Origin of the sequence: Proteiniborus ethanoligenes (assembly GCF_900107485.1) — a bacterium.
GTDB classification, from domain to species: domain Bacteria; phylum Bacillota; class Clostridia; order Tissierellales; family Proteiniboraceae; genus Proteiniborus; species Proteiniborus ethanoligenes.
The window spans coordinates 26,012-47,218 of record NZ_FNQE01000028.1 but is presented as its reverse complement, the minus strand read 5'-3'; the positions used below and the strand labels follow the sequence as shown (position 1 = coordinate 47,218).

Genomic DNA, 21,207 nt, shown 5'->3' with positions numbered 1-21,207 from the left:
AGTATATAGAATAAAGCAAGAACAAAGATGAAAAATTGTTAATTGTTAATTCTTAATACTTAAAAGAAGCTCTTAATAGGTTAGGGCATCGCAGTTTTGCAACACAAATTTGTTCACTCCCATACGGTCGTGCAAATTTGGTGCTCATTGCGTTTGACCTACCAGCGATTCTTTCGGAAAAAGCATCCGAAACAATCGGGTTAGGGCATAATCCAGTGACAAAAGCGAAGGGGTCACACCTGTTCCCATACCGAACACAGAAGTTAAGCCCTTCAGCGCTGATGGTACTTGGTGGGAGACCGCCTGGGAGAGTAGGACGTCGCTGGATTTTTTTATTTTTTGTAAACATAGAGAACATTAAGAACACCAGCGCGGTTTCGCAACACAAATTTGTTCACTCCCATACGGTCGTGCAAATTTGGTGTAATTGCAGTACTCAGAAACTTGTTTTCTGAGCTTCCTTGATTTTTCGATAAAAACGTCCGAAAAATCGGGTTAGGTCATAAAATATAAGAAAAAATGCAATTATGTATATATTTCTACTTTATAATAAGTATTATAAGCTTTGACACTAAACACTACTAATGGTACAATATCTAGTATATATATTTTTAAAATACACTAAATATAGTTGATGGAGGTGCCCCAATGGGATTAAGTAAAAATGCTATTACAGTCTTAGAAAGAAGATATCTAGCTAAGGATATAAATGGCAAAGTTATAGAAACGCCTGAGGAAATGTTCAAGAGAGTTGCAAATCATGTTGCAAAGGCAGATAAAATATATAATGAAAAAGCGGATACAGAAAAGAAAGAAAGAATCTTTTGCGATATGATGAGCAATTTAGAATTTATACCTAATTCTCCAACCTTGATGAATGCGGGGAGAGAACTAGGACAACTTTCAGCTTGCTTTGTACTGCCTATTGAAGATTCAATGGAAGGTATATTTGATGCAATTAAAAATTCAGCTTTAATACATAAAAGTGGTGGCGGTACGGGTTTTAGCTTTAGCAGACTAAGACAGAAGGGTTCATCAGTAAAATCAACAGGTGGGGTAGCTTCAGGACCAATAAGCTTTATGAAGGTTTTTAATGCTGCAACGGAGGCAGTAAAACAAGGTGGAACTCGAAGAGGGGCAAATATGGGGATTCTTAGAATTGATCACCCAGATATAATGGAGTTTATTAGTTGCAAAGAAGACACTAGTGAAATTACAAATTTCAACATAAGCGTAGGATTAACAGAAGAGTTTATGGAAGCTGTAGAAAAAGGTTCAAACTATGATTTAATAGATCCACATACAAAAAAATCTGTAGGAACTCTAAATGCAAAAGAAGTATTTGATACTATAGTTACTATGGCTTGGAACAATGGAGAACCAGGAATAATATTCTTAGATAGAATTAATAAAGCGAATCCAACACCAGGGTTAGGAGAGATGGAAAGCACAAATCCATGTGGTGAACAACCACTACTTCCATATGAATCATGTAATTTAGGCTCTATAAACCTAGCTAAAATGCTAAAAAAGTCTAAAGGTAAATATGAAATAGATTATGATAAGCTTGGAAAGACTGTAGATGAAGCTGTGCATTTTTTAGATAATGTAATAGATATGAACAAATATCCATTAGATGAAATAGATAAAATGACGAAACTAACAAGAAAAATAGGCTTAGGAGTAATGGGATTTGCAGACCTATTATTCTATTTAGGACTACCATACAATTCAGATGAAGCGGTAGAATTAGCAGATAAACTAATGGGCTTTATAGATGATAGATCAAAGAAAAAATCTGCTGAATTGGCTTCTATAAGAGGAACCTTCCCAGCATACGAACAAAGTATATATAAAGAAAAGGGGATGGAACTAAGGAACTCTACAACAACAACTATAGCACCAACTGGAACTATTAGTATTATAGCAGGTGCTAGCAGTGGTATAGAGCCATTGTTTGCTATTTCATTTGTTCGTAATGTAATGGATAATGATAAGCTTATAGAAGTACACCCATACTTTGAAGAAGTAGCTAAAGAAAGAGGATTTTATTCAAAGGAATTGATGGAGAGAATTGCTGAAGAAGGTACATTAGCTCATATAGATGAAATACCAGAAGATATAAAAAGAATTTTTGTAACATCCCATGATATTTCACCTATTTGGCATATAAAAATGCAAGCAGCATATCAAAACCATGTTGACAATGCAGTATCAAAGACGGTAAACTTTAGAAATGAAGCAACTAAGGAAGATGTAGAAGAAGTATACACTTTGGCCTATAGGCTTGGTTGTAAGGGCGTAACTATTTATAGAGATGGAAGCAGAGAAGATCAGGTTCTTAGTACTGGAAAGAAGGAAGAGCCTAAAGAAAATATAAGTCAAGATGATAGTATAGCTATTAAACCTAGAATGAGACCAGAAATAACTCAGGGAATGACAGAAAAGGTTAGAATAGGATGTGGCAATCTTTACATTACAGTTAACTATGATGAAAAAGGAATATGCGAGGTATTTACTAATGTAGGTAGAGCAGGAGGATGTCCAAGCCAAAGTGAAGCTACAAGTAGACTTGTTTCTATAGCACTTAGATCAGGTATGGATGTTAAGTCTGTTGTTGAGCAATTAAAAGGAATAAGATGTCATTCTACCCTACGTCAAAGAGGCACCAACAAAGATATTAAGGTTCTCTCTTGTCCAGATGCTATAGGAAAAGCACTTGAAAAAGTTATGAATACTTATGTAGATGTTGAAAATTCATCAACAAACGATATTGCCATGGAGATTGAACAAGAAATAAAGAATAATCCTATTTCATGCAGCGTAGCTGACAATGATTCTTTAGAAGAAATCTCATCAGGACTTGATATAAAACCTCAATCAAAAGGCAGTTCATGTCCTGAATGTGGCAGTGTGCTTGAACATGAAGGCGGATGTGTAATATGCCGTAGCTGTGGATTTTCTAAATGCGGTTAGTTCCTTAGTGAGAATAAATGTTTAATAAACTATCTAGGAAATATAAACATAGATTTATAGTCCTAGATAGTTTTTTTATTAAAACAGACAATATTGAAGAATTTATGCTATCATTAATTAATATATACAAAATGTAAGTAATCAAATATAATAAATCTAGAGTAATAGCAAGATATAGACAATTTATTTAGATTTAAAGGGAGGTTTCATATGTCGAAACAACTAAAAGCAGATATAGCGTTATTATTAGTAACCGTAGGATGGGGAGCCTCTTTTCTATTAACTAAAAGCTCATTATCTGAGCTAAGCACATTTAACTTTTTAGCTATTAGATTTTCTATAGCATTTGTTTTATCATTAATTATTTTTTTAAAGCAATTAATTAATATGGATAGAAAGACTATTAAACAAGGTGTAATTTTAGGGATTGTAGTATATGCTACTTATGGACTCCAAACTGTAGGACTTAACTATACTACAGCTTCAAAATCTGCATTTATTACAGGCTTCAATGTGATATTGGTTCCGATATTTTCAGCATTACTTATGAAAAAGGTTCCTGAGAAAAAAGTGTTTTTTAGTGTCTTTATGGCATTTGCAGGACTAGGGCTTCTATCCTTAAATAAAAGCATATCAGAAATAAATATTGGTGATATATATACTTTTATATGTGCCATAATATGTGCAATTCATATAATACTCCTAGGGAGATATACAATGGAAAGTGAACCTATTGCTCTTGCAGTTATTCAGATGGGAGTTTGTGCTATACTAAGCTTAATAACAACATTATCCTTCGAGAAACCTATAGTTCCAACTAATTATGAGGTATGGACAAATATAATAATATTAAGTGTAGTTTGTACTTTAGGTGCCTTTATTGTTCAAAGTATAGCGCAGAAGTTTACTAGTCCTACTCATACAGCATTAATTTTTACAGCGGAACCTGTTTTTGCAGCAATATTTGGATATGTTATTTTAGGAGAAATTCTTAGCAAGAAGGGTTTAATAGGAGCTGTGTTAATATTAATTAGCATGATAATAACGGAAGTGGATTTTACTAATAGAAAGCATAGATATAAGGAAATAGTAGATAATGCCGTTCATAACATAAACATCAGCAAATAGTATTAGAATATTTGTAGATTAGAAAACTACAATAAAAATTTTATATAGATAAACAGGAGGCTTTAATATGTCAAGAAAAACTATAGCTATGGAACTAATATCATGGACAAAGTCCTTAGGGATTGCATTTGTGCTGGCATTGATTATAAATATTTTTGTTTTTGAAATGACTGGAGTAGATGGTAGATCCATGAATCCGACTTTAAATCATGGAGATAGGTTATTTGCAATAAAAACAAATCAAATATTTAAGAGCGTACCTAAATATGGTGATATAGTAATAGTAGATGGTAATATAAACAAAAATAGAACTATAATAGATGAAGCCAAGGATAGTGCAATAATAAGTACTATTTTGAGAAGAAAAAATATGGATTTCCTAATAAAAAGAGTCATTGGCGTACCTGGTGATACACTAGAAATTAGAAATAATAAGCTATATAGAAATGGAGAACTTATAGAGGAAATTTATATATTTGAAGAGATGATTACGGAGGATATGAGTATAAGGATTCCAGATGGGCATGTGTTTGTAATGGGAGACAATAGAAATGACAGTAGAGATAGTAGAGATATTGGTCCTATTCCTCTTAAAAATGTAAGAGCAAAAGTAATAATCAGACTATATCCTTTTAATAAAATGGGAAAATTATAGAAAACTATAGATTATCATATTGATTTAAAGATAAAAAAATATTATAATCAAATCAAAGGTCAAAGAAAGTCAAACTTGATTTATTGTAGAGGTGGAGATTTTTATGAAATATAAAGATTATTATGAAGTACTTGGAGTATCCAAAAATGCTACTATTCCTGATATTAAAAAATCATATAAAAAGCTTGCTAAAAAATATCATCCTGATTTAAATCCAAATGATAAGGCAGCTGAAGAAAAATTTAAAGAAATAAATGAGGCCTACGAAGTATTAGGAGATGAAGAAAAAAGAAAAAAATATGATACCTTTGGCCAAAGCTATAACTTTCAGAATGGAGCAGAGTTTGATCCATCGCAATTTGGCTTTGGTAGCGGAAATTATCAATACTATTCAACAGGAGATGCATCGGATTTTAGTGACTTTTTCAACATGTTTTTTGGAGGAAGAGATGGTTTTTCAACATCCAGCTTTGATTTAGGAAATATATTTTCAAATAGAAGGAGTAGAAATGTAAAAGGGGAAGATGTTGAATCTGAATTAGAAATTAGTTTAAAGGAAGCATATGAAGGAGTAAGCAAAATTATAAGTGTTAACATACTAGGTGAGGTTAAAACTATATCTGTAAAGATACCTGCAGGTATACTTCCAGGTAAAAAAATAAAGATAAAAGAACAGGGTGGTAAAGGCTCAAGGGGTGGCAAGAACGGGGATTTATTATTAAAGATTAAAATTAAAGATGATAAAGAATTTAAGCTAGAAGGCTTAGACATTATTAGAGACTTAAACCTTTTACCTTGGGAAGCTGCTTTAGGCTCAGATGTAGTGGTAAAAAGCTTAAAGGACAAAGTAAAGATAAAGATTCCAGCTGGAATTCAGACAGATGAAAAAATTAAGCTAAAAGGCCTAGGGTATAAGGATATGAATGGAAACAAAGGAGATATGTTTGTAAGGATAAAAATCGTAAATCCAACGAGCTTAACACAAAAAGAAAGAGAACTATATGAGTCTCTTAAGGAAGCATCGACCTTTAATCCCAGAGAATAAGCCATGCAAAAAAACAAGACTCTTCGTTAAAGCTAGGATGGCAATTACTATTGTCATTCTAAATTAAACGAGGAGTTGTTTTTTGTTGGGGAATTATGAGGGAATATTTTAATGTGCTCATAATGGGATTTTATTGATAAAATAACTATAAAATTATCAAAGTTATTAGATTTATGATAAAATAGTTTGTATATTGTATAGATATAATTGTTTTATAATATAAAAAAGACAACAGGAGTGATCTTATGGATGAAAAAAGATATGGTATTATGTCTATTACTCAGATGCTAGATAAATCAATCTATATACATAAACAAAACTTAGGAACATCAGCTTTGTATTTATTTGTAATGAGTATACTAGTTGCTGTAATTGGTTTGATTTTCTCTTTTATTATTATAGTACCCGTAAGTTTATTAATGACTAGCAGCATAATACTAGGTAATGGAACATTTGAGTCTAATTTCTTCATATCAATGCTTATGCTTACAGTTTTTTTAACCCTATTTTACTATTCATTAGAGTCAGCTAAGCAGAGTGGTATTATAACCATAGGCTCCAATGCCTTTCTAAGAAAAAAGGTAGATATATCAGATGCAATTGTGAGTGCGTTTAAAAATATATTTAGAGTAATAAGTGTAGTAACAGCAGGAATAATATTATTTTTACCTGTAATAGTAATGTGTGGATGGATACTAACATCTATAGTGTCAAATGGAGGGTATAGCTTAGAGGGAGATACTGTATCTATAGTAGGAATAATAGTACTATCTATAGTATTTTTTATAGGATTTGCTTTTTTTATGACCATACATGCCTTTGCAATTGAAGTAGCTATTATTGAAAAGCTTTATTTTTTCAAAGCATTAAAAAGAAGCAGACAGCTTGTAAAAGGTAAGTTTTGGAGAACCTTTGGTTATATAGCATCATCCTTTTTGTTATTGTTTTTTATAAATATTTCAATCTATACTATCTTTGGATTGGCAGGTGGAATAATATATTTTGTTTTAGAGTCTACAGGAGCACAAGAAGAGCTTATGAGTATGCTTTTAATGATTGGAAATGTTGTTAGGATACCAATACAGATGTTAGTTTCCTATTTTGTGGCTCCCATTGGTGGCATATTTACAATCGTATTATATTATAATATGCGTTTTGAAAAAGAAGGGTATCATATTGCACTCAATATAGCAAATCTAAAAAATCAACAGTAAACTCATGAAGGGAGAAAGTCATGAACTTCATTTATAGTCTTAGTGCTACTATTATCCAAAGAGGAGAATTTGATAAGGCAGTAAAGCAGGTATTAAAAAAACCGGTATACCGTCATTTAGACAAAAACTATGTGGATATAACAGAGCGAATAAGAAACATAATTACAGATTGGTTAAATAAATGGATGGAGAAAATTTTTAATGCAAGCCAGAACATGGAGTCTTACTCATTTGGATTATCTAATGGTATAGTCATTATTGGAACTATTATTTTAATAATTTTAATTATTATGCTAATTATGTCTATGAGAAAAATCATATATAAAAACAAAAATGTCAAGAAAATATATGGTGAAAAAATCAATAATACTACTACAGCGGAAGGTTTAAGAGAAAAGTCTAGAGAGTTTAAAGAAGGTGGAGATTATAGAGAAGCTGTTAGATTAGAATTTATATCATTATTAGTTAAAATGAATGAAAAAAATCTCCTATATATAGATGAGGCTATGACAAATAGTGAGATGATTCAGGTTCTGAAAGCAAAGGGATTTAAGCAAATTGGGCTTTTTCAAAAGTTAACCTATTTGTTCAATGAAGTATGGTTTGGGCATAAAAACATCCATGAAAAAGAATATGATTTATGGGAAAGAAATATGGAAGAGCTGTGGAACGGGGTGCTATGTATTGAAAACAAAAAATAAAAGAAACTTGATTTTTATACTAATTTTCTTCCCTGTTTTTTTATGGATAAGCTTAAGCTTTACAAATGAAAGCCAGAAATATTTAAAGCCCTATTCAGTAGGGAACAAGGGAAAAGAAGGTGTTAGTATTATCTATGAAGTTTTGAAGGATACAGGCTATACTACAAATCTCGTGTTTAAAGAAGTTCATTTAGGAAAAGGAGATACCCTGCAAATTGTTATTGAGGCTAAGGGAAGCCAACTAGATATATATGAAGAGGATATAAAAAAGTGGCTTGAAGATGGAGGTAACCTTTTATATTTAACAGCAGAATGGAAATCTTTAGACCCTAGCTACGGAAGAGAAATAGATAAATACATTTTGTTAGAGGAAGAAAAGGCCATAGCCTATTCTTTAGGCAAGGGCCTATTGATTTTAGGTGAGCCTCAAATAATAAGCAATAAAGCATTAACACAAAATACAGATGGAGCATATTGGATTCTTACACAGATTGAAAATAGACATATTAATAGTATTAGCTTTAATGAATACTACCATTATTCTCAAGCTCGTCAACCTTCCCTATGGAAGGATATGCCTAAAGAAATAAAATTCATAGTATATGAGATTATATTGTTTATTGCATTAATTATTTACTATCATGGGAAGAGATTTGGAGGTATAATTCCTTTTCATGAAGAGGTTGAAAGAATTGAAAATGAGTATATATATTCAGCAGCTTCTTTATATAAAAAGGGAGAATTAAGAAAGGAAGCAATAGAGAGCTTCTATAAGGATTTCTTAACCAATTTAGAAAACACTCTAGGAGTATATAATTTGAAAGATAATAATTGGATACAAATATGGGAGAATGAAAGGTTACCTAGCCTCAAAGAAGGAAAAAGATTATATGAGCTTATGGACATAGATGAAGATGCAAAGATAACTTCAAAAGAAATGCTTCAAATTGTAAGTATAATTGAACATTTGAATAAAATTCTTAGTAAAAGGAGAGAGACTAATTGGAAAGAGTTGAAAGGGGATATACACAGCATATAGTAGAGAAAATTAAGGGAGAAATAAATAAGGTAATCGTTGAACAAGAAGAGATGCTAGCGTTTTGCATGACAGGGCTTCTGTGCGGGGGACATGTCCTTTTAGAAGGTGTGCCTGGACTTGCGAAGACTCTTATGATAAGGGCATTGGCTAAGACTATGAATGTGGATTTTAAAAGGATTCAATTTACTCCTGATTTGATGCCATCAGATGTCACAGGGACTAAAATATATAATATGCAGACTAGAGAATTTGAATTGAAAAAGGGGCCTATATTTACTAATTTTCTTCTAGCTGATGAAATTAATCGTACACCTCCAAAGACACAGGCAGGACTCTTAGAAGCCATGGAGGAGCAGGCAGTTACTATTGACGGAGAAAATATTCCTCTTTTATCTCCATACATGGTTTTTGCTACACAAAACCCTATAGAATATGAGGGAACATATCCTTTGCCAGAGGCTTTATTAGACAGATTTTTAATGAAAATCACTATAGATTATCCTTCAGCACAAGCTGAAAAGGAGGTTCTAGAAAAATACCATAAAGGCTTTAATAGTATAGACTTAAATACATCAGGCATAGAGGTAGTTTGCAGCAGTGAGGATATACTAAAATGTAGAAAGGAAATAGAAGAGGTACAGGTAGATCAAAGCATTTTTGATTATATAATACAGATTGTAAGAGAAACGAGAAATTACTCTTCTATTGAGGTAGGAAGCAGTCCTAGAGGCTCAATTGCATTGCTTCAATCAGCCAAAGCCTACGCAGTTATAAATGGAAGGGACTATGTAATACCTGAAGACATAAAAACAGTAGCATTTCCTGTACTGAGACATCGTATTTCCTTAAGACCTGAACTTACTATTGAAGGCATAAAGGAGGACAAGGTAATAGACAATATCTTGATGCAGATAAAAGTGCCAAGATAGATTGCAGGATAGATAAACGAATTAGCTATTAGTATTAGGTTTTTTTGAGGTGTATGTGGAAAGTAAATGTAAGGAAGGTGATGCACTTGGCTATTACAAAGCGATTTATATTTTTAATGGGATCAGGGATTATTATAACTATTATTGGATATTTTTTTGGATTTGCATTGTCTGCATTTATTTTTTGCAATATAATTTGTTTTGCCTTATTAGTAATTGATTATATAATATCACCTTCTCCTGATGCATTAGAAATAGAAAGAATAGGTAATGAAAAACTATCTTTGTTCCAAGAAGAAAATATAACCATAAGCATATATAATAAAAGCCCAAAAGATATATTTGTAGAAATCATAGATGAAATACCCGACTTTCACTTTGATGCTGATAAAAAGCCAGTAGGAAAATATATACAACCACATAGGAAGGAAATATTTGAGTATAGGGTAATACCTAAAAAAAGAGGTGCATTTACATTTGGTAAAGTACATGTAAGATATGAAGGACCGCTTAAGCTTTGTAAAAAACAGTTTAAAGAGGATTTAAGCAAAGAATACAAGGTATATCCTAATCTTAAGGACTTAAGAAAACATAAGCTAGGGGCTTATAATAGCATAATTCATAAAGATGGAAGAAAAGAAATGAAACTTTTAGGTAGAGGTACTGAGTTTGAAAGCCTTAGAGAGTATGTCTATGGTGATGAATACAGGAAAATCAATTGGAAGGCTACAGCAAGGGAAAACAGACCTATAATAAACCAATATGAACCAGAGAAAAATCAGCATGTGTATGCCATGATAGATGCTGGAAGACCTATGAGCTATTCTATAAGAGGTCATAGTAAACTGGATATTGCCATAAATACAGGATTGCTTCTTTGCGATATAGTAAATCAAAATGGTGATCAATCAGGTCTAGTTACATTTAGCACAGAAGTACATGGATTTATACCACCAGGTAAGGGTAGTGTTCATAGAAATAGCTTGATGGAGGCACTTTATCACATAGAGCATACTAAATCCACATCTAATTATGAAGAAGTCTTTTTCTTTTTTAAAGGCAAGGAAAGGCGTAGAAGTTTAATATGTTTATTTACAGATTTTGATACTATAGAAGAAGCAGAGGATATGATGAAAGTGCTTCCATCAATATCAAAAAACAATATAGTTATTATAGTATTGATAAAGGATGAAAACCTGGAGAAATTGGCAAAAACCCCCATAAAAAAAGAAGAGGATGCATATATAAAAGCAGTTGCTATTGAAATGCTCCATGATAGAAAAAAAGCCATAAGTATGCTCAATACAAAGGGAATAATGTGTATTGAATGTGAGCCTGAGAAGATTGCATCAGATGTTATAAATAAGTATATATATGTGAAAAATCGGATGCATTTTTAAGCCTCCGATTTAAAATATGGTATAGAGAAATATGCAATTATTATGACTAATGTAAATCCAGCAAATACTAGTTTGTATAGAGGGGATATGTTTATAGGAGTAAAAAAGCCTTCAATAATACCTGCAATTATTAAAAATACTATAACACCAAGCATAAGGCTTGTAGATTCTCTAGCACTCTTTATGATTGAGTGCTTCCTAGAGTATTTCCTTGGGATTAGGATAGAGCGTGCTAGCATTAAACCTGCACCACCAGCTATGAAAATAGCTGTAAGCTCTAATACTCCATGAGGCAATATTAACGACCAATAACCTAAAGGGTTGCCATTATGGTATACTAAGGCTGTTAATGCTCCTAGTAAGGCACCATTAAAGAAAAGGATGTAAAATGTTCCGATGCCTAATGTTACCCCTAGTACAAAGGCTTTAAAAGCAACAGAGATATTATTAGTCATTATATAGCTTGACATAAGAGGATAATCCCAAGCAACAGAAGTATCTCCATCCCAGTTAATATTTTGGATCATCTCTTCAGGCATAAAATATGCTGCATTTTGCGGATTATTCCAAACTACTAACAAACTAAGAATAAAGCCTAAAAAGAAAATAATAGCTCCGGTAATTATGTAGCTTTTATGCTTTTTAATACTATTTGGAAGCTCAAAGGTAAAAAAGCTTTTAATTTCAGAAAAATCATATTTTTTAACCGAATAAATATGATTATGTGAATTAGCTACTAAAGCATTAAGATAAGGAACAACTTCGCTGCCTGGAAAATGCGTTCTGGCAAAGGCAAGCTGATGACTAGACTGACGAAAAAGATACAGATAGCGTTTAATTTGCTTAGGCTCACAATGCCTTATTCCTTTTTTATTTAATAAATCTGTTAACTTTTTTAGTTCATCCCATGAGGAAGAATTTTTCTTGATAAATTGTTCAACATTCAATATTTTCACCTCTAAGCATATTGTACCAGATAAACACCAATACAAAAAGGAGTGAAATTATGAGTACAGTTAAAATTACTACACCTGAAAATATAGAACTAGAGTATAAGCTTGCAGCTTTAGGCTCTCGTACTGCTGCCGCTGCTATAGATGTGCTTATACAGATTACTTTAATGGGATTAGTGTTGATTATAGTTTTATTGTTAGGGCTTACACCATCAGACCTATATGAAGAATATAAGAGCTGGGCAATCGCAATATCCTTACTCTTAACATTTATTATTAATTATGGGTACTTCATTATATTTGAAATGATTATGAACGGAAAGACACCAGGGAAAAAGGTTTTTGGTTTACGAACCATAAGAGCTAATGGGCAGCCTATAGGTTTTAAGCATTCAGTCATTAGAAATCTTTTTAGAATGATAATAGACAACTATGGAATTGGTGTAATACTTATTTTTTTTACTAAGGCTCATAAAAGATTAGGAGATTATCTAGGCTCTACCATAGTTATTGTAGAGGAAAAGAGAGAGGCCTTATACACTATCAATCTCCAAAACGAAAACATAAACTATAAATTTTCCTTAACACAGGAGGAGAATGATTTATTGAAGGAATATTTTAAGAGAAAAGATTTCATAGAAGAAGGGGCTGAAAATCTAGAAAAAGAATTAGGTAAATATTTTGTAGAAAAATACAGTATAGAATGGAATGAAAACAGCTATAATAAGATGTTAATCCAGCTATTAAATAGAATGATATAAAAATCATCCTAAGAACCAACTTTATTCTTTATTAGGGAGCATATTCCATTGTGCTCAATATAAATTAAGAACAGGGGGAAGACATATGACAAAAGAACCTATAATAACCATAAGTGATTTAAGAATGAATTATGGTACTGGTCCAGATATATTAAAGGGAATAAACTTAAGTATTTACCCAGGTCAGATAATAGGGTACATAGGCCCTAATGGAGCAGGAAAGAGTACAACTGTTAAGATACTTCTAGGAATAATAAACAAATATAGGGGAGAGATAAAGATATTTGGTAAGGATATACTAGAAGATGGGGTAGAGTATAAAAAAAGAATAGGATATGTTCCTGAAACAGCAGAAATATATGAAAATTTAACAGCACACGAATATTTAACCTTTTTAGGAGAAATATACGAAATGGAAAGCGAAAAGGCAAGTAATAAAGCGAAAAAGCTTATGGAGTTGTTTGGGATAAAAGAACACTACTATTCAAGGATATCTTCATATTCTAAAGGCATGAAGCAAAAGCTATTAATCATTGCTAGCTTAATCCATAATCCAGATATATTATTTTTAGATGAACCATTAGGAGGACTTGATGCCAATAGTGTTATGATATTTAAAGAAATTTTAGCCCAGTTAGCTGAACAGGGAAAGACAATTTTTTATTCATCACATATTATGGAGATTGTAGAAAAAATAAGCCATAGGATACTCTTAATAAATGATGGACAAATAGTTGCAGATGGTACATTTGAAGAATTAAAGGAAAAAAGCATGGAGGGCTCTCTTGAACAAATATTTAATCAGCTTACTGGTTTTACTAAGCATAAGGAAATAGCAGATGAGTTTGTATCTGTGCTACAGGAGGTTTAAAGATGAGCAATTTCAAATCTTTAAAGCTTCTTGATAAGTTTAGCTCTTTGTTTGAGAAAATAGGCGTAAATTATAAAGCAATGAGAGCAATATTAGAAATTAAGCTGATTATGGATGGCAGAAGAGTATCTATAGCAGTAGCCAATTATAACAATAAGGAAAATGATGATAATTTATTTAAAAAATCCTTATTATCATATGGTCTAATAGGGTTATTTGTTATGTTTACAGTAGTTATACCTATTCCTATATATGTAGGCATGAGTATCAGTCTTGGTATGCTCATGTTTATGATTTTAACTACGATGATTTCAGATTTTTCATCAGTTTTGTTAGACGTGAAGAGTAAAAATATACTCTTATCAAAGCCAATAGATGAAAAAACCTATAATATGTCTAAAATAGTTCATATTTTTATGTACATGTTCAGTATCACTATAGTTATGGCTGGACCTTCACTTATAGGGGGGACCATCAGACATGGAGTGCTATTTTTAATTATATTTTTTATTGAACTAATACTTATATCAGGCTTAGTAATCTTTTTAACATCTTTATTATATAGCTTTATACTAAAATATTTTGATGGAGAAAAATTAAAGGACATTATAAATTATTTTCAAATAATTCTTTCGATTGTCATGGTAGTAGGATACCAGTTAATAGGTCGAATGTTCGATTTAATAGATTTGAAAATAGTTGCAAATCCTAAATGGTGGAGTTTCTTATTACCTCCAGCTTGGTTTGCTGCTCCTTTTGAGGTTCTATTAAGTAAAAATTATGAAAGCACATATGTATATCTAAGCTTATTAGCCTTAGTAATACCTATAATATCCTTAATCATCCATATAAAAATCGTTATGCCTCATTTTGAAAAAAATCTGACAAAGCTGAATAGTAGCAGCGAAAGAGGTAGCTCCTCTGCAGAAAGAAAAATAAAATTTCATAGTTTAGTATCAAATATATTTTGTTTTAATAAAACAGAAAGAGCAATTTTCAAGTTTTCTCAAAGCCTACTGTCAAATGAAAGAAAGCTTAAGCTGAAAATATACCCATCTCTTGCTTTTGCAGCTATATTCCCATTTATAACCTTGTTAGCTTACATAAGGAGTGATATAAGCTTCTTAGAATTCATTTCTTCCTTAGGACAAGGGAAAGCATATCTTGGTATATATTTAAGTATATTTATGCTAAGCACTACAATAATGTTTATTGACATAAGTGAAAATTATAAGGGAGCGTGGATATACAAGGCTCTACCAATAAAATCCCCAGAATATATTTATAAGGGAGCTATTAAGGGGTATATATTTAAATATTGTACTGGTATATTTTTATTTGTTAGTTTTATATTTTTAATTTTATATAAATTTAGTATAATACTTGATGTAGTATTAATGTTTATCAATATGCTATTTATAATAGCTATGATGTTTAATACAGGAAGCAAGAAACTTCCCTTTAGTGAGGATGCAAATAAAATAGTTAAGCAAGGAGCAGCACCTTTACTATTATCAATGCTATTTGCAGGAGCTACTGTTGGACTCCATATACTTATGAGGATAAACAGAATTGTATTCTTTATATATATAATAGTGGCTTTAGTAGTAACCATATTTATATGGAGAAAAGTATTTAAACTTAGTTGGGATAGTATCAATTAACTTTAACTTAACCTTAAATTGAGGTGATAATAATGAGTAAAATAGCAGGAAAAGGCTGTGAGACAGGAGTACCGTCTTCAGAAAGGAAACCAATAGAGGATATAGAAAGAAGCATAATAAAAAAATATAGAAAACACATATGGTCTAAATTTATAAAAGCCATAAAAGATTATAATCTTATACAAGAAGGAGATAGGGTAGCAGTAGCCATATCAGGAGGAAAGGATAGTCTTCTAATGGCAAAGCTGTTTCAAGAGCTCCAAAAGCATGGTAATGTACCCTTTGAAGTAGAGTATATAGCCATGGACCCTGGATATCATCCTGATATAAAAGAGCTTTTAATAGAAAACTGTAAATACTTAAATATACCTGTTCATATATTTGAATCAGATATATTTGAAGTAGCTGATAGAATGGCAAAAGATTATCCTTGTTATATGTGTGCTAGAATGAGAAGAGGTGCTCTTTATGGCAAGACTAAAGAATTAGGCTGTAACAAATTAGCTCTTGGTCATCATTATAATGATGTTATAGAAACTACTTTGCTAAACGTATTGTATTCAGGTAATTTTAAAACAATGCTTCCAAAGCTTAAATCTGCGAACTTTGAGGGAATAGAGTTAATAAGACCATTATATTATATAGAGGAAACAAGCATTAGAAGATTTATAGAATACAGTGGCATATGGCCCTTGAATTGTGCATGTATGGTTGCTGCTGAAAGGATAGGCAATAAACGTTATGAAATAAAAGACCTAATAGAAAGCCTTAAAAAGAACTCTGAAAATGTGGAAAAGTCCATTTTCAAAGCAGCACAAAACGTAAATATGGACTCAATACTTGGTTGGGAAAAAGATGGAGAAAAGTATTCTTATTTAGATTTTTATGAGTAAATTTAATTTAAAGGAGGATTTACATGGATAAAAATGCAATTTTTGTTGTAGATGAAAGAGTAAAGAGAACTATATTAAATTTAGAAAAAAATAATATTAGGGGTCATTATGTTCAAACAGAAGAAGATGCTCTTAGAAAAATAGAGGAGCTAATATCAGAAGGAGATATAGTAGCTGTAGGAGGCTCCATGACTCTTTTTGAAGCAGGAGTTATAGACTTACTGAGAAATGGTAAATATAATTTCTTAGACAGATATAAAGAAGGCTTAACGGCAATAGACATAAAAGAAATATATAGAAAAAGCTTCTCCGCAGATGCTTATTTTACAAGCAGTAATGCAATAACTGAAAATGGAGAAATATATAATGTAGATGGAACAGGAAATAGAGTAGCAGCAATGCTTTATGGACCAGATAAAGTAATAATAATAGTAGGTAGAAATAAGCTAGTAAAGGATTTAGATCAAGCTATATTAAGAGTAAAAGAAACAGCTGCTCCTGCCAATAATGTAAGGCTAAATAAAGATAATCCTTGTACAAAGGTAGGTCATTGCATGGAGTGTAAAGTAGATAGCAGAATATGTAATGAATACACAGTAATTAAAAGACAAAGCTTTAAAGATAGGATTCATGTAATAATAGTAAATAAAGAGCTAGGATATTAATATAGAGCATTAGCTTACTACTAGAAAACCCCCATCTTTGATTCAAGGATGGGGGTTAAGTATACTATTTAAAACTAGGCTTTTCAATTTTGTTTCCAGCAACATACCTTTCAACAATATTTCTATCATCACCTGTGTATATAAATCTTTGTATACGCTCCTCAATAGTTAGGCCTTCTCCAAATAGATTAGAATCGTCTATAACAAGAGCATCAAACTCATACCCCTCTTCAAAGCTACCGACCTTGCCAAAGAATTTGCCGCCACCCTTAGTACCAAGATAAAACACTTCTGAGGTTGTAAGAGGTGCAAGCTCTTTATTAGTTTCTAGCCATTTAATTTTAGAAATCTGTGCAGATATTGCCATTACATCGAAAATAGCAATTTTATTTCCTCCACTTACATCTGATCCTAATCCAACATTTATGCCCTTATCTAAGAAATATCTAACGGGCATTATTCCACTAGATAGATTCAAGTTAGAATATGGACAGTGTGCAACAAAGACCTCATTATCTTTCATTAAAGCAACTTCTTCTTCCGTATTGTGTATACAGTGAGCCATTATAGTAGGGTTTTGGCCAAACAGACCATAGCAGTCATATACACTTGCATAGTCTTTATGCTCAGGATGAAGCTCTTTCACCCATTTTATTTCATTAGTGTTTTCAGAAAGGTGAGATTGTATTGGAACATTAAACTCTTTAGCCATTTTACCTAATTCCTTCATAAGTTCAACAGTACAAGTAGGTACAAATCTAGGAGTAATAATTGGCTTAACTATTTCTGATTTCCCAATGTGATTTTCAATATATTCTCTGGTATCCTTTATTGATTGCTGAGTATCTTCTATTAGTATATCAGGACAATTTCTATCCATATTTACTTTTCCTACATAGGCTCCTAATCCTGACTCTACAAACAAATCGAACAATAAGGATGTAGATTCATTATGAATACTAGCGAATACTACAGAACGTGTAGTTCCGTTTCTCCAAAGGTCTTCTACAACCCTTGAATATACCTTTTTAGCATAATCCATATCACTATACTTAGCTTCCTCTGGGAAGGTATATTCTTCTAGCCATGGAAGTAGCTCTTTATCAAGACCTAATCCTCTGTTAGGAAATTGTGGGGCATGTAAATGTAAATCAACAAAGCCTGGTATAATTAATTTGTCACCAAAATCTATAACTGAAATGTGACTATATTTTTCAGGTATAGATGAATTTGCTAGTGTTACTTTATTATTCTCAACAATGATGTAACCGTTTTCCTGAACATTAAATTTTTCTGGTGATTCAGTATAAACTATATGGCCCTTATATATTTTAATATTTTCTTTTCCAGTATCCTGATTCACAGTAATCAACTCCTCAAAAGAAATAATTTATATTTACCTGCAGTTTAATTATACCCTATTTATTACATTGGATTCAAGAAAACAGCATAAATGGGCATATGTGTTGGAAATACAAGGATAGCTCATATATTTCATCAAAATTATTAATAAGAATTTAATAAGTTAAAAAAAAGAAAAAAATACTAGTAAAATATTAACAAACATTATTAACTAGGTATATAGCCATTTGTACAAGGTGATTACATATCTTAAGGGCAAAAACATTTGAAGGAATATGGTAAAAGTTGTAGAATCTATACATAAGTACTAGATAACATATTTATAGAAATAGCTTTATTTATTGCCTAAAATATTATTAAATATATTATAAGTGTATTATCGTTGTATCCAAGGCTTTTATATTTCAAAGCTCTAAATTAATCTAAATATTTTTTCACATAAAGGGGAGAAGAAGATGGGTGATATTGCTGTACAGAAAATCATGACGAGAAAAAATGAAAAAGATTTTATAAAACTACCTTGGAAAATATATAAAGGAGATTGTTGCTGGGTACCACCATTAATATCAGATTTTAAGAAAACTATGAGGGGTGAGAACAACTCATTAGTTCAAAGTGGACCCTTTGAACATATAATTGCATACAAAGACGGAGAGGCAGTAGGCAGATTATGTGTGGGGATTAATGAACCATTAAATCATGCAAAAAACTATAAGGAGGGATATATTTCACTCTTTGAATCTATTGATAATTATGAGGTAGCTAAGGCAATGTTTGATTATGCTAGTCATTGGCTTAAGGAAAAAGGAATGGAGAGAATGATAGGACCTATATCCTTACCTAACGGAGATGATAACAGAGGCCTTCTAATAGATAATTTTACTGATCCTACCCTCGTAATGAATACATACAATAAAAGCTACTATAGAAGATTTTTTGAGGAATATAATTTTTACAAGTATTGGGACTGCTATGCATACAAATATGATGCAAAAGAGGACATAGATGAAAGATATAGGAAATATGTTCCCTATGCAATGGGAAAATACAAGTTTAAGGTAGAAAAAATAGACTTAAAGAATATAGAGAAAGAAATGCAGGACATTAAGGAAATAATCAAAAGAGCAATGCCAGAGGAGTGGGAGGATTTTATACCCCCTACAGACGAGGATATAGCTATTATTGGGAAAAGCTTAGTACCTGTTGCAGATCCTGACCTAATATACATAGCCAGGGCCGAAGATGGAAAGCCTATAGGCTTTAACATAGCCTTACCTGATTATAACCAAGTGCTTAAGCATATGAATGGAAGACTCTTTCCAACAGGCTTTTTAAAATATCTTTATTACAGGAAAAAAATAGATAGGGCAAGGCTGTTTGTATTATTTGTTATACCCGAATTTAGAAAAAAAGGTGTTCCCTCCGCCATTTATCTTAAGCTTTATGACGCATCTAAAGAGAAAGGATATAAATATGGAGAAGGCTCAACAGTGTGGGAATACAATAAAGTTATGCAAAGAGATATAGAAAAACTTGGTGGAAAAATTTATAAAACCTATAGAATTTATAAAAAGGACTTATAATTATCATATAATAAATAAAAGCGGCATATGCCGCTTTTATTTATGGAGTACTTCCTTAAGCTTATCTATAAATATTTTGTTCTGTTCCATAGTACCTATACTTACTCTTATCCAATCTCCAACCATAGGTCTTATAATAACCCCTCTTTTTTGGAGATCGATAAATACTTCTCCACCATTTCTTTTTACATTAACAAAAATATGATTTGCTTCGGAAGGAGCAAATTGTAGATTCATTTTTTGGAATTCTTCATAAAGATATTCTTTTCCTTGAAGATTTACATCGTAGCTTTTCTTTATGAACTCTTCGTCTTCTAGTGCTGCAATAGCAGCAACCTGTGCTAAAGTATTTACATTGAATGGTCCTCTTACTTTATTTATGTTTTCTATTATCTCTTCACTTGCCATAGTATAACCAACCCTTAGAGAAGCAAGACCATAGATTTTAGAGAAAGTTCTTAGGATAATGATATTTGAATATTTATTGAGCAATGGGAGGCTGTTTTTTGGATAATCTTCTCTAGTTACATATTCATTGTATGCCTCATCATAGACTACTATTATATTTTTAGGTACACTATTTAAGAAATGTACTAATCTTTCTTCAGTAAACATTGTACCAGTTGGATTATTTGGATTACATAGCCATATAAGTTTTGTTTTTTCTGTAATTGCAGAAAGCATACCATCTAAATCGTAGGTCCAATCAACTAAAGGTACAATAACAGGCTTTGCCCCCATCATCATAGTGGTAGATATGTATCTTGGAAAAGTTACGTCAGCCATTATAACTTCGTCACCCTTATTGAAAAAGGTTTTAGCTATTAGGTCCATCATTTCATCAGAACCGCAGCTTAAAATAATTTGATTTATACTGAGGTTTAATTTTTGGGAAAGCGCTTCTTTTAAGTTGGTGCAATTTCCATCTGGATAAAGTGCTAGATTGTCAAGTGCATTTTTGATAGCGTCTATTGCTTTAGATGAGCAACCAAGTGGATTTTCATTAGATGCAAGTTTTATCACATCCTCTAGTCCATATTCCTTTTTAACATCCTCTATTGGCCTTCCAGGTTTATAAGGAGTTAAATTAACAAGCTCTTCTCTAAATTGGATTGACAAACTAAACTACCCCCTCTTTTTATTTAAATAATAACTTAAAACAATTATAACATTAATATTTGAAAGTTTATTTAGATATTTCATTTTATTAATAATTAAAAAAATAATAATTTATCATATTTATACTAAAGTAAGAATCACAAACATAATTAAGTTGTATATGAACAGATTTAAGAGAAAATATTTATTGTATTTTAAATAATTTTCAGAATAAAAAAACAATAAATGGAGATATTTTCAATATAAAGA

The 21,207-nt window shown here is 31.6% G+C and carries 18 protein-coding genes and 1 rRNA gene; 16 read left to right on the top strand and 3 right to left on the bottom strand.

Annotated features, from left to right (window positions below; translation table 11 throughout):
* The first annotated feature begins 211 nt into the window (after positions 1–211).
* The 10 genes from rrf to BLV37_RS11650 all read left to right on the top strand — a co-directional run bounded on the left by rrf (position 212) and on the right by BLV37_RS11650 (position 11,087).
* Positions 212–328 (top strand): 5S ribosomal RNA (gene rrf / locus BLV37_RS11695).
* Between the two features lie 320 nt (positions 329–648).
* Positions 649–2,976: a vitamin B12-dependent ribonucleotide reductase gene (locus tag BLV37_RS11690; RefSeq protein WP_091731673.1), complete on the top strand. Its 2,328-nt coding sequence runs from the start codon at positions 649–651 to the stop codon at positions 2,974–2,976.
* Positions 2,977–3,186: 210 nt separating this feature from the next.
* Positions 3,187–4,104, top strand: a complete 918-nt coding sequence (locus BLV37_RS11685; protein WP_091731670.1) for a DMT family transporter — start codon at positions 3,187–3,189, stop codon at positions 4,102–4,104.
* A 67-nt stretch (positions 4,105–4,171) separates the two neighbouring features.
* Positions 4,172–4,759, top strand: a complete 588-nt coding sequence (gene lepB, locus BLV37_RS11680) for a signal peptidase I (RefSeq protein ID WP_208975264.1) — start codon at positions 4,172–4,174, stop codon at positions 4,757–4,759.
* 103 nt (positions 4,760–4,862) lie between these two features.
* Entirely contained in the window at positions 4,863–5,804 is a 942-nt protein-coding gene (locus tag BLV37_RS11675; RefSeq protein ID WP_091731668.1) for a DnaJ C-terminal domain-containing protein, read from the top strand.
* A gap of 245 nt (positions 5,805–6,049) precedes the next feature.
* Positions 6,050–7,018: a hypothetical protein gene (locus BLV37_RS11670; RefSeq protein WP_091731665.1), complete on the top strand. Its 969-nt coding sequence runs from the start codon at positions 6,050–6,052 to the stop codon at positions 7,016–7,018.
* Between the two features lie 20 nt (positions 7,019–7,038).
* A complete protein-coding gene (locus BLV37_RS11665; protein ID WP_091731662.1) occupies positions 7,039–7,719 on the top strand; it encodes a hypothetical protein in 681 nt (226 codons plus the stop codon).
* Positions 7,703–8,758, top strand: coding sequence for a hypothetical protein (locus tag BLV37_RS11660; protein ID WP_091731660.1), 1,056 nt, complete (start codon positions 7,703–7,705; stop codon positions 8,756–8,758). Before BLV37_RS11665 ends, BLV37_RS11660 begins: the two co-directional genes overlap by 17 nt.
* Complete coding sequence (locus BLV37_RS11655) at positions 8,722–9,687, top strand: AAA family ATPase (RefSeq protein ID WP_244270532.1); 966 nt, start codon at positions 8,722–8,724, stop codon at positions 9,685–9,687. The genes BLV37_RS11660 and BLV37_RS11655 overlap by 37 nt, the downstream gene beginning before the upstream one ends.
* Positions 9,688–9,773: 86 nt before the next feature.
* Positions 9,774–11,087, top strand: coding sequence for a DUF58 domain-containing protein (locus tag BLV37_RS11650; RefSeq protein WP_176967970.1), 1,314 nt, complete (start codon positions 9,774–9,776; stop codon positions 11,085–11,087).
* Here BLV37_RS11650 and BLV37_RS11645 read toward each other — a convergent pair.
* Entirely contained in the window at positions 11,084–12,034 is a 951-nt protein-coding gene (locus BLV37_RS11645) for a stage II sporulation protein M (protein WP_176967969.1), read from the bottom strand. The two genes, BLV37_RS11650 and BLV37_RS11645, sit on opposite strands and share 4 nt — an antisense overlap.
* 59 nt (positions 12,035–12,093) lie before the next feature.
* On the opposite strand from BLV37_RS11645, the gene BLV37_RS11640 reads away from it, so the two are divergent.
* From BLV37_RS11640 to BLV37_RS11620, 5 genes are all read left to right on the top strand, one after another.
* Complete coding sequence (locus BLV37_RS11640; protein WP_091731650.1) at positions 12,094–12,801, top strand: RDD family protein; 708 nt, start codon at positions 12,094–12,096, stop codon at positions 12,799–12,801.
* An 85-nt stretch (positions 12,802–12,886) separates the two neighbouring features.
* Entirely contained in the window at positions 12,887–13,672 is a 786-nt protein-coding gene (locus tag BLV37_RS11635) for an ABC transporter ATP-binding protein (protein ID WP_091731648.1), read from the top strand.
* 2 nt (positions 13,673–13,674) lie between these two features.
* The gene (locus tag BLV37_RS11630) at positions 13,675–15,336 is read left to right on the top strand and encodes a hypothetical protein (protein ID WP_091731645.1); all 1,662 of its coding nucleotides are present in this window, start codon (positions 13,675–13,677) and stop codon (positions 15,334–15,336) included.
* 32 nt (positions 15,337–15,368) lie between these two features.
* Positions 15,369–16,229, top strand: coding sequence for a tRNA 2-thiocytidine biosynthesis TtcA family protein (locus BLV37_RS11625; protein WP_091731643.1), 861 nt, complete (start codon positions 15,369–15,371; stop codon positions 16,227–16,229).
* Between the two features lie 23 nt (positions 16,230–16,252).
* Positions 16,253–16,894, top strand: coding sequence for a lactate utilization protein (locus BLV37_RS11620; protein WP_091731640.1), 642 nt, complete (start codon positions 16,253–16,255; stop codon positions 16,892–16,894).
* A gap of 64 nt (positions 16,895–16,958) precedes the next feature.
* On the opposite strand, the gene guaD is transcribed toward BLV37_RS11620, so the two are convergent.
* Positions 16,959–18,257, bottom strand: coding sequence for a guanine deaminase (gene guaD, locus BLV37_RS11615; RefSeq protein ID WP_091731636.1), 1,299 nt, complete (start codon positions 18,255–18,257; stop codon positions 16,959–16,961).
* 454 nt (positions 18,258–18,711) lie between these two features.
* Here guaD and BLV37_RS11610 point away from each other — a divergent pair, with 454 nt between their 5' ends.
* Complete coding sequence (locus tag BLV37_RS11610) at positions 18,712–19,839, top strand: GNAT family N-acetyltransferase (protein ID WP_091731633.1); 1,128 nt, start codon at positions 18,712–18,714, stop codon at positions 19,837–19,839.
* Positions 19,840–19,875: 36 nt separating this feature from the next.
* Here the strand turns inward: BLV37_RS11610 and hisC are convergent, their stop codons facing one another.
* On the bottom strand, positions 19,876–20,958 hold the full coding sequence (hisC, locus tag BLV37_RS11605) for a histidinol-phosphate transaminase (RefSeq protein ID WP_091731630.1): 1,083 nt from the start codon (positions 20,956–20,958) through the stop codon (positions 19,876–19,878).
* Positions 20,959–21,207 lie beyond the last annotated feature (249 nt).

Excerpts from the sequence above, each read along its gene's own strand:
- lepB (WP_208975264.1), top strand. The coding sequence starts at position 4,172 with ATGTCAAGAAAAACTATAGCTATGGAACTAATATCATGGACAAAGTCC.
- BLV37_RS11610 (WP_091731633.1), top strand. The coding sequence starts at position 18,712 with ATGGGTGATATTGCTGTACAGAAAATCATGACGAGAAAAAATGAAAAA.
- BLV37_RS11670 (WP_091731665.1), top strand. The coding sequence starts at position 6,050 with ATGGATGAAAAAAGATATGGTATTATGTCTATTACTCAGATGCTAGAT.
- BLV37_RS11690 (WP_091731673.1), top strand. The coding sequence starts at position 649 with ATGGGATTAAGTAAAAATGCTATTACAGTCTTAGAAAGAAGATATCTA.
- BLV37_RS11665 (WP_091731662.1), top strand. The coding sequence starts at position 7,039 with ATGAACTTCATTTATAGTCTTAGTGCTACTATTATCCAAAGAGGAGAA.
- BLV37_RS11635 (WP_091731648.1), top strand. The coding sequence starts at position 12,887 with ATGACAAAAGAACCTATAATAACCATAAGTGATTTAAGAATGAATTAT.
- BLV37_RS11675 (WP_091731668.1), top strand. The coding sequence starts at position 4,863 with ATGAAATATAAAGATTATTATGAAGTACTTGGAGTATCCAAAAATGCT.
- BLV37_RS11620 (WP_091731640.1), top strand. The coding sequence starts at position 16,253 with ATGGATAAAAATGCAATTTTTGTTGTAGATGAAAGAGTAAAGAGAACT.
- BLV37_RS11685 (WP_091731670.1), top strand. The coding sequence starts at position 3,187 with ATGTCGAAACAACTAAAAGCAGATATAGCGTTATTATTAGTAACCGTA.
- BLV37_RS11625 (WP_091731643.1), top strand. The coding sequence starts at position 15,369 with ATGAGTAAAATAGCAGGAAAAGGCTGTGAGACAGGAGTACCGTCTTCA.
- BLV37_RS11640 (WP_091731650.1), top strand. The coding sequence starts at position 12,094 with ATGAGTACAGTTAAAATTACTACACCTGAAAATATAGAACTAGAGTAT.
- BLV37_RS11630 (WP_091731645.1), top strand. The coding sequence starts at position 13,675 with ATGAGCAATTTCAAATCTTTAAAGCTTCTTGATAAGTTTAGCTCTTTG.